Annotated in this window: 12 protein-coding genes and 1 tRNA gene; 6 read left to right on the forward strand and 7 right to left on the reverse strand. The window is 48.5% G+C overall.

Annotated features, from left to right (window positions below; genetic code table 11):
- Nucleotides 1–3 precede the first annotated feature (3 nt).
- The 5 genes from QUE62_RS07145 to QUE62_RS07165 form a co-directional block, all read right to left on the reverse strand.
- Nucleotides 4–990: a Bug family tripartite tricarboxylate transporter substrate binding protein gene (locus QUE62_RS07145; RefSeq protein WP_286223387.1), complete on the reverse strand. Its 987-nt coding sequence runs from the start codon at nucleotides 988–990 to the stop codon at nucleotides 4–6.
- Nucleotides 991–1,104: 114 nt separating this feature from the next.
- The gene (locus QUE62_RS07150; protein WP_286261289.1) at nucleotides 1,105–2,409 is read right to left on the reverse strand and encodes a malonyl-CoA decarboxylase; all 1,305 of its coding nucleotides are present in this window, start codon (nucleotides 2,407–2,409) and stop codon (nucleotides 1,105–1,107) included.
- 56 nt (nucleotides 2,410–2,465) lie between these two features.
- A complete protein-coding gene (gene lgt, locus QUE62_RS07155; RefSeq protein ID WP_286223389.1) occupies nucleotides 2,466–3,248 on the reverse strand; it encodes a prolipoprotein diacylglyceryl transferase in 783 nt (260 codons plus the stop codon).
- Complete coding sequence (locus QUE62_RS07160) at nucleotides 3,248–3,718, reverse strand: DNA polymerase III subunit chi (RefSeq protein WP_286225125.1); 471 nt, start codon at nucleotides 3,716–3,718, stop codon at nucleotides 3,248–3,250. The genes lgt and QUE62_RS07160 overlap by 1 nt, the downstream gene beginning before the upstream one ends.
- A gap of 19 nt (nucleotides 3,719–3,737) precedes the next feature.
- Nucleotides 3,738–5,285 carry a leucyl aminopeptidase gene (locus QUE62_RS07165; RefSeq protein ID WP_458574837.1) on the reverse strand — a complete coding sequence of 516 codons (1,548 nt, stop codon included), beginning with the start codon at nucleotides 5,283–5,285 and terminating at the stop codon, nucleotides 3,738–3,740.
- A gap of 80 nt (nucleotides 5,286–5,365) precedes the next feature.
- On the opposite strand from QUE62_RS07165, the gene lptF reads away from it, so the two are divergent.
- Genes lptF through QUE62_RS07180 form a run of 3 tightly spaced genes read left to right on the forward strand, consistent with a single transcriptional unit; the run spans nucleotide 5,366 to nucleotide 8,586 of the window.
- The gene (gene lptF, locus QUE62_RS07170) at nucleotides 5,366–6,481 is read left to right on the forward strand and encodes an LPS export ABC transporter permease LptF (RefSeq protein WP_286223391.1); all 1,116 of its coding nucleotides are present in this window, start codon (nucleotides 5,366–5,368) and stop codon (nucleotides 6,479–6,481) included.
- Nucleotides 6,478–7,632 carry an LPS export ABC transporter permease LptG gene (lptG, locus tag QUE62_RS07175; protein ID WP_286223392.1) on the forward strand — a complete coding sequence of 385 codons (1,155 nt, stop codon included), beginning with the start codon at nucleotides 6,478–6,480 and terminating at the stop codon, nucleotides 7,630–7,632. The genes lptF and lptG overlap by 4 nt, the downstream gene beginning before the upstream one ends.
- Before the next feature lie 12 nt (nucleotides 7,633–7,644).
- The gene (locus QUE62_RS07180; RefSeq protein ID WP_286223393.1) at nucleotides 7,645–8,586 is read left to right on the forward strand and encodes a CysB family HTH-type transcriptional regulator; all 942 of its coding nucleotides are present in this window, start codon (nucleotides 7,645–7,647) and stop codon (nucleotides 8,584–8,586) included.
- Here the strand turns inward: QUE62_RS07180 and QUE62_RS07185 are convergent.
- Both QUE62_RS07185 and QUE62_RS07190 read right to left on the reverse strand, forming a co-directional pair.
- A tRNA-Leu gene (locus QUE62_RS07185) sits at nucleotides 8,587–8,671 on the reverse strand.
- Nucleotides 8,672–8,764: 93 nt separating this feature from the next.
- Entirely contained in the window at nucleotides 8,765–9,742 is a 978-nt protein-coding gene (locus QUE62_RS07190) for a quinone oxidoreductase family protein (RefSeq protein ID WP_458574838.1), read from the reverse strand.
- A 150-nt stretch (nucleotides 9,743–9,892) separates the two neighbouring features.
- On the opposite strand from QUE62_RS07190, the gene QUE62_RS07195 reads away from it, so the two are divergent.
- Genes QUE62_RS07195 through hemF form a run of 3 tightly spaced genes read left to right on the forward strand, consistent with a single transcriptional unit; the run spans nucleotide 9,893 to nucleotide 12,854 of the window.
- Nucleotides 9,893–10,612: a YebC/PmpR family DNA-binding transcriptional regulator gene (locus QUE62_RS07195; protein ID WP_286223395.1), complete on the forward strand. Its 720-nt coding sequence runs from the start codon at nucleotides 9,893–9,895 to the stop codon at nucleotides 10,610–10,612.
- A gap of 21 nt (nucleotides 10,613–10,633) precedes the next feature.
- Nucleotides 10,634–11,905, forward strand: a complete 1,272-nt coding sequence (purD, locus tag QUE62_RS07200; protein WP_286223396.1) for a phosphoribosylamine--glycine ligase — start codon at nucleotides 10,634–10,636, stop codon at nucleotides 11,903–11,905.
- Nucleotides 11,906–11,924: 19 nt separating this feature from the next.
- The gene (hemF, locus tag QUE62_RS07205) at nucleotides 11,925–12,854 is read left to right on the forward strand and encodes an oxygen-dependent coproporphyrinogen oxidase (RefSeq protein WP_286223397.1); all 930 of its coding nucleotides are present in this window, start codon (nucleotides 11,925–11,927) and stop codon (nucleotides 12,852–12,854) included.
- Nucleotides 12,855–12,862 lie beyond the last annotated feature (8 nt).

A 12,862-nucleotide genomic window follows, 5' to 3' on the forward strand; every position in this document is an offset into this window, starting at 1 on the left:
AAATTAATCGAGCTTAGCGCCTGATTTCTTAACAACCTCAGCCCAACGGGTTACGTCAGACGCAACTTGCTTACCAAATGCCTCTCCGTAAAGATTTGGATTATCCGCACCGTTTTGAGCCCAAATCGCTTTCAACTTTGGTGAGTTAAGAGCCTTTTGAACCTCAGCTGTCATCTTATCGATGATTGGCTTTGGTGTGCCAGCAGGAGCAAACATACCGTACCAAGTCGAAACGCGATAGTCAGGCAAACCAGCTTCTACAAATGTTGGTACATTTGGAATTGCTGGATTGCGCTTCTCAGAAGCAACGGCGATCGCAAACAACTTACCAGCATTAATTTGTGGAGCGGATGTTCCCAAGCCATCGAATTCCAAATCAACCTGGCCAGCTAAGAGGTCACTCATTGCGGGACCTGCACCACGATAAGGAATATGAACAATGAAGGTGCCTGTTTGGATCTTAAATAACTCACCAGCTAAGTGATGCACTGTGCCACTACCGGCGCTGGCAAAGTTGTATTTACCAGGGTTCTTCTTCATAAGAGCAATGAAGTCTTTTAAGTTACGAGCACTCACACGATTGGGGTTTACTACCAATACCTGTGGAACGCTGGCTAAAAGAGCAACTGGAATGAAGCTCTTTTGAATGTCATAGTCCAAGTTCTTGTACATGGAAGGAGCAATGGTGTGATGGGATGCGCCAATAAACCAGGTATAGCCATCTGGTGCTGCTTTCGCTGCAACCGATGCACCTACCGTACCACCTGCACCACCACGGTTATCAATAATGAACTGCTTACCCAATTGCTCGGTTAACTGAGCAGCCAAAGGACGGGCGAATGCATCCGTGCCACCACCCGCTGGGAATGGGTTCAAAAATGTGACGGTTTTTACTGGCCACTCTTGCGCATGAGCGGTGCTTGATAAACCCACTGCTGCTAGTAAGCTAAGCACGAGGCCTGCTATTTTTTTCTTCTGAATTAATGCCATTATTGTCTCCTCTTCAATTCTTATAAAGGGTAAAACGATTGCGAACATCATTCTAAATCGAACTTCAAAAACTAGGGCAAAACCCCTAAAAGTCTTATACAGGACTTATTAGGCTTATGTTTTGATCAGCTTACCAACCGAACAGGAATAAATAATATCGCCGTTCACGAAGCGCTCATGATTTTCTTCAACGCTCGACAGATCATACAGATAATTCACCATTAAACCAGCGGATTGCCGCAGGCCATTTTTGGACAAATCACCCGCCCAATTAATTTGATGCAGCTTGGCACCATTACCTAGATGGAATTTAGCGACAGGATTGCCGTCCCGACTTGGGGTAACCACGGTCAGATAAATCGCGGTTAAAGCCATCAGGGCAGCCTTTTCGTCCTCACTGCATTGATCTGGATGCCAGGACTTGCCTAGCTTATCCATCCAATTAGCACCATTGAGTTTCAAAAGTTCAAGCGCCTCGTCACGGGCCTTACGAATCGCCGGCTTCATTTTGTCAGAGCTTGGCAGGTCGCCCAAATGGGCTCCATCGGTAATCCACTCCATGAGGCCCGGAATCGGTGATAGGGTCACAAAGGTTTTTAATCCCGGGAACTCGGCATGGAGTTGCTCAGCAACGCGCTTAATTAAGAAGTTGCCCATCGAAACCCCCCGCAGTCCAGACTCGCAGTTACTAATGGAGTAAAACGCAGCCACTTTGAATTGGTTGGTTTGCTCTACAGGGATAGATTTTTTATCCACTAAAGGCATGATGGCAACTGGAATCTCGGGAAGCAGAGCAACTTCCACGAAGATTAAGGGCTCATCCGGTAGCTGGGGATGGAAAAAGGCAAAACAACGCCGATCGGGTTGCAAACGCCGGCGCAGATCATCCCAGCCATCAATGGCATGGACGGCCTCGTGGGCAATGATCTTCTCCAAAATCTCTGCCGGCGACTTCCAGTCAACACGGTGCATCTTCAAAAACCCAGGATTAAACCAGGACGACAAGAGGTGTCGCATGTCGTAGTCCAAGCCCATTAACTCCGGTTTCTTATTTAGTAAGGTCAAAAGATCGCGACGCATTTCCACGACTGCAGCCGTACCACCCGGAGCTCGATTGAGGCGCCTTAAAAGCTCTTGGCGAGGGGATTCAGAGATCTTCTGCAGGCGAATGTAATTTCTTGCATTTGGATCTGCCGCAAAACTTTGCGCCGCTTTCGTCAACAGCTCAGCATCAATATTGAATTGCTCAGCGAGCATCATAAAAAATTTAGAACGGTGATCGGCATTGAGCTTGCGGTAGCTTGAAATCACATCTAAGGCCATACTGACAGCGTTTGATTCACCCCGCTCAGAAATAAGCTGGCGAACCGCACTGTTGGCTCGAGATAGGTAACGGGTTTGGGCAATTTTCTCTAGCATGCTGACAGCATAACCAGATTTTGTAACAGGGGCTTAAATCACTCAGTCAAAAGGGTTTATTGGCGCGGCGTTCGCAGCAATAAGTAGATTCCCAAACCAATCATCGGCATCGATAGCCACTGCCCCATGGATAAACCCAAGCCAAGTAAGCCCAAGAACGCATCCGGCTCCCTAGCAAACTCCGCCAGAAAACGAAGTAGCCCATATCCAAGTAAGAAAAGTCCGGATACCTGCCCCACGCGTTTTGGTTTACTTGCATAGAGCCACAATACCAAAGCTAATAGAAGGCCTTCACCTGCAAATTGATACAACTGTGATGGATGGCGGGCCACTTGGTCCACCATCGGAAACACCATCGCCCACGGCCAATCGCTCGGACGTCCCCATAACTCACCATTAATAAAGTTTCCAAGGCGTCCAAAAGCAAGTCCCAGTGGCACGAGTGGCGCCACAAAATCCGTAATCACAAAGTATGAGAGTTGGCGCCGCTTCGCAAACCATGCCAAAGCGATTAGGACTCCTAATAACCCACCATGGAAGGACATTCCGCCTTCCCAGAGCTTAAAAATACTGAGGGGGTTTTGCAGATAAAAACCGGGCATGTAAAAGAGCACATAACCCAAGCGACCCCCAACAATCACCCCCACCACTCCCCAAAACAGAATATCTTCAACATCTTTAAAGGTCCAACGCATCGCTTGATATGGTTCTTGGCGAACACGCAGTCGTCCCAGTAATAAAAATTGGGCAAATGCACATAAGTACATCAGGCCATACCAATGAATCGCCAACGGGCCTATTTGCAGTGCGACTGGATCGATTTGGGGATGCACCAACATTAGGCCGCCGCTTTGCTTTGATCAAAATGATGAAGCTCATGGCCTAAGGCACGATAACCCTTAAAGCGCTCGCGCCCTGCCTTCAGTTCATTCTCTTGTGTGGTCACCACTTCAATCCAACGAGGGAAGCGTTCCAGCAAGGCATCAAGACCTTGTGGAGCTTGTGCATGAAGGTAAATCAAGACATCCCGATGCGCTGGCGCTTGGTGGTCTAGCTCGGATAACTGATCCACCAGGAGAATCGGGGTCTCGTGGGCACCCTCGTGATGCAACCAAGCATGAGGTAAAAAGTCAGTTTTACTGAAGGTCCACAATAAATCATCAAGATTGTTGAGGTCGTTTTTACTTCCAGTAATCACGATCGTGCGTGGCAACCCCTGGGGATGAGAGCTGGCCAGAATTTTGCGGCTTAAACGACAGCAGTACTGTAATTTGTCCGAAACATGACTATGAAAATCAATTCTGGCCATTCGCGCTATTAATGGGTGCTTATTGATCGAGCAAGAAATTGAGCAATAGGGGAACTGGTCTCCCTGTTGCCCCTTTAGCCGCCCCGCTCTTCCATGCAGTTCCAGCGATATCCAGATGTGCCCATCGGAATTTTTCAGCAAAGCGCGAGAGGAAACAAGCTGCGGTCACACTTCCAGCAGGTCGTCCGCCAATATTTGCGACGTCCGCAAAGTTTGACTTCAATTGCTCGTGATATGCTGCATCGAGCGGCAGACGCCAGACGGTATCTAAGGATTGATGACCAGCTTTATTCAAGGCTTTTACGAGGGCTTCGTCATCGGAGAACAGACCGCTATGCACATGGCCTAATGCAATGATGCAAGCACCTGTCAAAGTAGCGACATCAATGACAACCTTAGGCTTATAGCGCTCTACATAGGTAAGCGCATCGCAGAGAATAAGTCGGCCTTCGGCATCGGTGTTTAAAACCTCGATGGTCTGCCCTGACATACTCTTCACAATATCGCCCGGACGGGTTGCGCGACCCGATGGCATATTCTCACAAGTTGGCACCACACCAATCACATTCTTCTTTAATCCCAACAACGATACGGCATACATGGTGCCAAATACCGATGCTGCACCACACATGTCGTACTTCATTTCGTCCATTGCTTCGCCAGGCTTCAATGAGATGCCGCCCGTATCAAAGGTGATGCCTTTGCCAACCAAAACGATCGGATCCTCATTTGCTTTCCCACCCTCATGACGCATGATGATGAACTGTGGAGGAGTCTCTGAACCCTTAGCAACTGCTAAGAATGAACCCATACCTAAGGCTTCAATTTGTTGCTGATTGAGAACCTGGACTTTTAACTTGGTCTTCTTAGGAAGATTCAGTGCGGTTTGTGCCAAAAACGTTGGAGTGCAAACATTGGGTGGCAAGTTACCCAAATCTTTCGTGAGGTTCATTCCCTCAACCAAAGCCGATCCCTCCTGAACTGCAGTTTTCAGAAGCCCAGCTTGCTTGGTATTGGTCAGCAGGGTGAAGTGCGCTAAGGTATCTGCTTTTTCTTGCGGCTTGGTCTTATATTGTTCTTGTCGAGCTCCAAATCGATAAACCTGATCTCCCACAATTTGCGCTAGTAAACGAATCCGCTCGGCAATTGCATTAGGACTTTGATTGGCTTTTTGCTTGCCAGTAAAGCTAGACGTATGCCAAAGCACTGACTGGATAGAGCCGCCACTCAATACCTTAAGGGTCGAGCGCGCAATGTTGGCAAAATCCCCTAAGGACTCTTTATCACCAAGACCCACTAATAAAACACGTTTCAGCTTCACCTTACTCAAGGCCCATGCCCGGGTTGAGCGTAATAAAGTGCATACTCCGGCTTTTCCATCCAAATCACCTACAGAGCGTGCCTCTGAAATTGCTCCTCCGAGGAGATCATCAAGGGCCTGAAGCTGGGAGAGCTCCGCGGCGCGATAGGCTAAAACCAAACAATCGCTGCTTAAGCCACAAACCGCAGCAGCGCCCTTGGGGCTTTTAAAATCGATATCGGCAAGAACTTTCGTGCTAAATTGAATCGTCATCATCTTTCACCATTTGGGGTTTTTTTACATTATCCACCGACCGAATTAAAGTCGCAGAATTAGATCCAGCCACCATGATTTTTGAACAAGCCCTCCGCCGCGAACTCAGCATGACCACAGGTGCTGTGTTTTTAGTCTTGGTCACCATCATGATTACCACCCTCGTAATCCGGATTTTGGGGTTTGCGGCCAGTGGAACGGTTAATCCCGAGGATGCTTTAGTCCTAATCGCTCTCGCGACCCTCGGTTATTTTGCGGTTCTATTGACCGTCTCACTATTTATTGCGGTTTTAATTGTTTTGGTCCGTTGGTACAAAGACTCCGAAATGATTGTGTGGTTTGCAAGTGGATTGAGCATTACAAATTTAATTGGTCCAATCCTGCGATTTGCGATTCCACTCATCATCATCATTGCTCTATTGGCCGCCTTTGTTTGGCCATGGGCAAATCGTGAGTCAAGTGTTATCAGTCAGCGTTTTCAACAGCGCGATGATGTGTCCATGGTTGCAGCAGGTCAATTTAAAGAATCGGCCAAAGCTGAGCGGGTCTTTTTCATTGAAGAGATTGATGTTGATAAAGGGGAAGTCAAGAATATCTTTGTGGCCGATACGCGTAATCAAAAGTTGAGTGTCGCAGTTGCTGCCACTGGCTATATCGAGAATACGCCCAACGGTGACAAAAACGTGGTTCTCTTAAAAGGCCGCCGTTATGAAGGCCAGCCGACCCAGCCAAATTTCAGAATCTTAGAGTTTGATGAGTACGAGACCAAGATCTTAAGTAAAGAAGTGGCCAAGCCGCCGCCACGGGATCGAGAAAAAAATGTGATTGAGCTGATGCAAGAAACCGATCCCAATATCCTGCGCGCCAACTTTGGTGAACTGCTTTGGCGTATCGGCCTACCCATCATGGCCCTTGGTTTGGTCTTGATTGCTATTCCCTTGGCTTATGTCAATCCCCGCTTAGGTAACTATACGGCGATGTTTTATGCCGTCCTCATTTATCTGATGTACAGCAACCTTTTAAATCTCAGTCAAAATTACGTTGCGCAAGGACGCGTTGATTTCTTTGTCGGCTTATGGCCGATTCATGTACTTGCATTTGGCTTAGCCTTTGTTTTGATTCGTAACCGTATCAATCCATCCTTAAAGTGGTGGCAACGCCAACTTCCAAGGGCCTGGCAAAGCAAATGAGTTGGCTCTTTCCCAAAATTTATGAACGCTACTTTGCTAAGCAAATTTATGCGAGCTTTGGCTTCATTCTCTTTGCCCTGCTCGCACTCTTTGTATTTTTTGACATTCTGAGTGAACTGGGATCAGTCAACTCTAAATACACCTTGCCTTTAGCGCTTCTCCATGTGCTCCTCAAGGCGCCCAGCCGCATGGTTGAAATTATTCCGATCGCTGGCTTAATCGGTAGTATTTATGTGTTTGCCATGATGGCGAGTCAATCAGAGTTCACCATCTTCCGGGTAGCAGGCTTAGATATCAAACGCAGTCTCTTTACGCTCGCCAAGATCTCACTACCCATTGTCATCCTGACCCTAGCGATCAGTGAAGGCTTGGGCCCCTACAGTGAACGGCTTTCCGAACGAATTCGGATGGACGCGTTAGGCTCAACCTTCAGCTCACAGTTTCGGTCTGGCGTTTGGCTCAAAGATCAATTGCGCGATCAGGACGGAGCGGGGCCCGTTAAAGCTGGTGTGAGATACGTCAATGTGGGTTCAATTGATCCGGATGATCAAATTCGGCAAATTCGGATGTATGAGTTTGATCCCAACTACCGTCTCCTCTCAATTCGTAGTGCCGCATCTGGTCGTTTTGATAATAAAGGTGTTTGGGAGCTCAATGATGTTTCAGAAACACGCTTTATTGAGAAGCGTGGTGGCGACCCCTTGGATGCGGTCTACACCGCTCAGACCAAAAGTATTCCAACACTTAGCTTGGAGTCACAAGTCACCCCGCAGATCCTCAATGTTCTGCTAATTAGCCCTGAAAAAATGTCGATCATGAGTTTAGGCCAATTTATTTTGCACCTCCAAGAGAACAAACAAGATGCGCAGCGCCATGCGATTGCCTTTTGGAAAAAAGTGGTTTACCCCTTCATCATCTTTGTGATGCTTGCACTCGCCCTACCCTTTGCCTTCATGAAAGTACGGGCTGGGAGCGTTGGCATTAAGGTCTTTGGTGGCATCATGCTGGGTATGAGTTTTCAGCTATTTAATACTTTGTTCTCGAGCGTTGGCTTACTTGGCGCACTCCCCGCCCTATTTACAGCAATCTTCCCACCATTGCTTTATTTGATCCTAGCAATTGCAGCTCTTAAGTGGGTATCCCGTGCTTAGGGGTATGTTCGAATGAATCTTCATCAACTGCGCTTTGTTCGCGAGGTAGTCCGTCAGAACTTTAATCTGACCGCAGCTGCAAAGGCACTCTTCACCTCGCAGCCTGGAGTCTCCAAAGCAATTATTGAACTCGAAGATGAGTTAGGTGTCGAAATCTTTCGACGCCATGGCAAACGCATTCGCTCGTTAACCGAGCCCGGTAAACGCATCTTGGTCTCGATTGAGCGCTTATTAGAGGAAGTGGAGACCTTAAAACGTGTTGGCAATGATTACGCCAATCAAGACCAAGGTAGCTTTGTGATTGCCACGACTCACACCCAAGCTCGCTATGCCTTACCCAAAGTCTTGAGTGAATTTACCAAGCGTTTTCCAAAAGTACGCGTTAGTCTATTGCAGGGTAACCCCAGTCAAATTGCCCAAATGCTACTCGAGGATCGTGCTGATCTAGCCATTGCGACCGAGGGACTTGCTAATACCCCCGGGGTCTTAGCCCTACCGAGTCACCAATGGCAGCATGCGGTGGTTGTGCCGTCTGGTCACCCCTTACTCAATCATGAGTCCATCACTTTAGAGCTCTTAACTAAATATCCACTCATCACCTATGCAAAAGCATTCTCTGGGCGCAGCAAAATCGATGCAGCATTTGCGCAGCGCAACCTCACGCCCGACATCATTTTGGAGGCGATTGATGCGGATGTGATCAAAACCTATGTCGAGAATGGCATGGGGGTTGGGATTGTGGCGGGCGTTGCCTTAGATCCCGAGCGCGATCGGCAACTGAAATCCATCTCCGTGGGTCACATCTTTGGCACCAATGTCACGCACATCGGTATTAAACAAGGCGCTTATCTGCGCTCGTTTATCTTCACCTTTATTGAGCTGTTCTCACCCACGCTGACACGCAAAATCGTAGAACAGGCAATGTCGAGCGAATCAAGCGATTATCAAATTTGATGGTGCCTCGGGTCGGACTCGAACCGACACGCCTTGCGGCACCGGATTTTGAGTCCGGCACGTCTACCAATTCCATCACCGAGGCTAGTGCGTTAATGTTTTGTATTAACAGCAATAATCGAAACGATGATTTTAACCAATCTCATCGCCTCGTACCCAAAATTCCTAAATCGACTGATTAAGGGATCAAGATCGTCGTGCCAGTGGTCTTGCGTCCCTCCAGATCACGGTGCGCCTGCACAGCGTCTGCCAGAGGGTATTGTTGCTTAATCTCAATCTTAATTTGCCCCTGGGTCACGCGCTCAAATAAATCCTTGGCCATTGGCTCTAACAATGAGCGATTGTGTACATAGGTCATTAGTGTGGGTCGGGTTAACTTTAGCGATCCCTTGCTCGACAAAACGGCTAGATCGATCGGCGGAACCGATCCAGAAGCATTGCCAAAGCTGACCGCCATGCCCCGTGGGGCGATACAGTCGAGGGTCTTCATGAAGGTATCTTTACCGACTGCGTCATAGGCAACTGCCACGCCTTTACCGTTCGTAATCTCTTTCACGCGTGTTACAAAATCTTCGGTACGGTATTCAATCACATGATCACAGCCATATGACTTTGCGAGCGCCGCTTTCTCAGGGCTACCTACCGTACCAATTACGGTGGCACCAATCGCCTTTAACCATTGCAGAGCAATTAAGCCAACGCCCCCAGCAATCGCATGAAATAGAACCGTATCGCCGCGCTGCACTTTATAGGTATCGTTTAGAAGGTACTGCACTGTGAGGCCTTGCAACATCATTCCCGCGCCAGTCTCAAACGAAATCGCATCAGGTAACTGCACAATCGTCTCTGCGGGCATGATACGAGCTTGCGCATAGGCCCCCGTTGGTCTACCTGCATAGGCAACGCGATCGCCCACCTTGAGGTGTGTCACGCCTGGGCCAACTTTCTCAATAACGCCCGATGCTTCCATGCCAATACCGCCTGGTAATGGCTGGGGGTAGTAGCCTGATCGGAAATAAATATCAATGTAGTTCAGGCCACATGCTTTTTGTGCAATCAAAACCTCGCCTGGTCCTGGCTCGCCTAGTGAAACATCAACGTATTTCATGACCTCAGGTGGTCCAACTTCATCGATCCGAATTGCTTTTGTTTGCATAACTGACATGTGGTTTCTCCTGAATATTCTTGTTCCAAATTCATCGAAATCGATGCTTGGGGTGTCATTTTTTTAAGCCAAGCCCGTATTTTGCCTAAAATTACGGTTCTAAGCCGAAATTCATTTATTCATCTAAGAAGGATTGCCACCATGGCGGGTCATTCAAAATGGGCCAATATTCAACACCGTAAGGGCCGCCAGGACGAAAAGCGTGGCAAGATTTGGACCAAACTCATCAAAGAGATTACTGTTGCTGCCCGCTTAGGCGGAGGTGATCTCAGCGCAAATCCGCGTTTGCGCCTCGCAATCGACAAAGCCAAAGATGCCAATATGCCCAACGACAATGTGCAACGTGCGATTGCGCGCGGAACGGGCGCTGCCGATGGCGTTGACTACGAAGAGATTCGGTATGAGGGTTACGGTATTAATGGTGCCGCAGTGATTGTCGATGCGATGACGGACAATCGCACCCGCACTGTTGCCGAGGTTCGCCATGCCTTCTCAAAGCACGGGGGCAATATGGGCACAGAAGGCTCCGTCGCTTTTTTATTCAAACACTGCGGGCAACTGCTCTTTGCTCCTGGAACCAATGAAGAGCAACTACTCGAGTTAGCGCTTGAAGCCGGTGCGGAGGATGTAATTACGCATGAGGATGGATCGCTCGAGATCATCACGGATCCCTTTGAATTCACCAATGTCCGTAACGCTTTAGAAGCGGCGGGTTTAAAACCCGAGTTAGCCGAGGTGACGATGCGCCCCTCGACCGAGGTCGATCTCAATCCAGAGCAAACTGAATCGATGCAAAAACTATTAGATGCGCTCGAAAATTTAGATGACGTCCAAGCGGTTTATACCAATGCCAATCTATGAGATGAGGAGAAAAGGTTCATTATGAAAGTTTTATTAATTGGCTCTGGCGGTCGCGAACATGCCTTGGCTTGGAAACTCGCTCGCTCACCGAAAGTACAAAAAGTATTCGTGGCGCCTGGTAATGGAGGCACAGCGAATCAAAAAACCGCCGGTATTGAAAATTTACCGATCTCGGATCTCGAAGAGCTTGCCGCGTTCGCAAAACGTGAGCAAATTGGCTTAACCGTCGTGGGGCCTGAAGCGCCATTGGCTGCAGGAATTGTGGATGTCTTTCGCAATCAGGGCTTGCGGATTTTTGGTCCAACCCAATTGGCAGCACAACTAGAATCCTCCAAAGACTTCTCCAAGGCATTCATGAAGCGCCATGGCATTCCAACGGCCGATTATCAAACCTTTACGAATGCCCTAGCAGCGCATGACTATATTGATCAAAAAGGTGCGCCGATTGTGATCAAAGCTGACGGTCTTGCTGCGGGTAAAGGAGTGGTGGTTGCCATGAGCCTGGCCGAAGCACATATGGCGGTTGACATGATGCTCTCAGACAACAAGCTTGGCGATGCAGGAGCACGGGTTGTGATTGAAGAATTTATTACGGGGGAAGAAGCCAGCTTTATTGTTTTAGTCGATGGCAAGAATGTTTTACCACTTGCTAGCAGCCAAGACCACAAGCGTTTACTTGATGGTGACCAAGGTCCTAATACTGGTGGCATGGGTGCCTACTCGCCGGCCCCAGTGGTAACCCCCGAAGTGCATGCTCGTGCCATGCGTGAGGTGATCATGCCAACCGTTGAGGGGATGCGCGCTGACGGAATTCCTTACACTGGTTTTCTCTATGCAGGTCTGATGATCCAGCCTAATGGTCAAATTAAAACCCTGGAGTTCAATTGCCGCATGGGCGATCCCGAAACCCAACCGATCATGGCTCGTCTTGAGAGCGATTTGGTACCTGCTTTAGATAAAGCGATCGATGGCAAACTAAATGAGGTCGAACTAACTTGGGATCGGCGCATTGCCCTTGGAGTGGTATTGGCAGCGGCCAACTACCCCGAAAATCCTAAAACAGGCGATGCAATTACTGGAATCCCCGCAGAAACCAATGACCAAATCATCTTTCATGCGGGCACCAAAATCCAAGATGGTGTGCTTCGTAGCTCGGGTGGACGAGTATTGTGCGTTGTTGGGTTGGCAGATACTGTCAAAGGGGCACAACAAAAGGCGTATTCTGCGATTGACCAGATTCATTTTGATGGTATGCAGTACCGCAGCGATATCGGCTTTCGAGCGATTAAGTAAGAAAAGGTAAGGACATTGAATGGCAGCAACAATTGATACTCAGGCTGTTAAACATTATTTATTAGATTTACAAGACCGCATTACTAGTGCAACTAGCAAGGTGGATGGCAAACTGTTTGTGACGGATGCCTGGGAAAAACCCAAAGATAGTAAGTTACAGGGCTCAGGGCGAACCTGCATTCTAGAGAATGGCAACGTCCTTGAAAAAGGCGGGGTTGGGTTCTCGCACGTGAGCGGCCAACAATTACCACCGGCAGCCACCCAAAATCGTCCTGAGATTGCTGGACGCACTTTTGAAGCCATGGGTGTTTCCTTGGTGTTCCATCCACGCAATCCCAAGGCGCCTACAACGCATATGAATGTGCGCTGTTTTATTGCTCAAGCTCCTAATCAAGATCCGGTCTGGTGGTTTGGTGGTGGCTTTGATCTAACCCCCTACTACGGAGTAGATGAAGACTGTAAGCATTTTCATCAAACCGCCAAAAATGCTCTTGATCCATTTGGTGCTGACTTGTATCCACGCTTTAAGAAATGGTGCGATGAATATTTTTATCTCAAGCATCGGGACGAGCCGCGTGGCATTGGCGGTATTTTCTTTGACGACTTCAATGAGTTGGGATTTGAGAGAAGTTTTGCCATGATGCGCTCCGTGGGAGACGCATTCATCGAAGCATATTTACCAATTCTTGAGCGCCGTTATCAAGAGCCCTATACCCAGGCAGAGCGTGATTTTCAAGAATACCGCCGGGGTCGCTATGTGGAATACAACCTCATCTTTGATCGAGGAACTATCTTTGGTCTTCAATCGGGTGGGCGCTCGGAATCCATCCTCATGTCCATGCCACCTGTTGTCACCTGGAAATACAACTGGCAGCCCCAAGCAGGGACACCGGAAGCTCGCCTCTATGAGCGCTATCTCAAGCCACGCGATTGGCTATCTGAGGTTTAAGGCGAATC

Origin of the sequence: Polynucleobacter sp. HIN9 (assembly GCF_030297635.1) — a bacterium.
Taxonomy (GTDB): Bacteria; Pseudomonadota; Gammaproteobacteria; order Burkholderiales; family Burkholderiaceae; genus Polynucleobacter.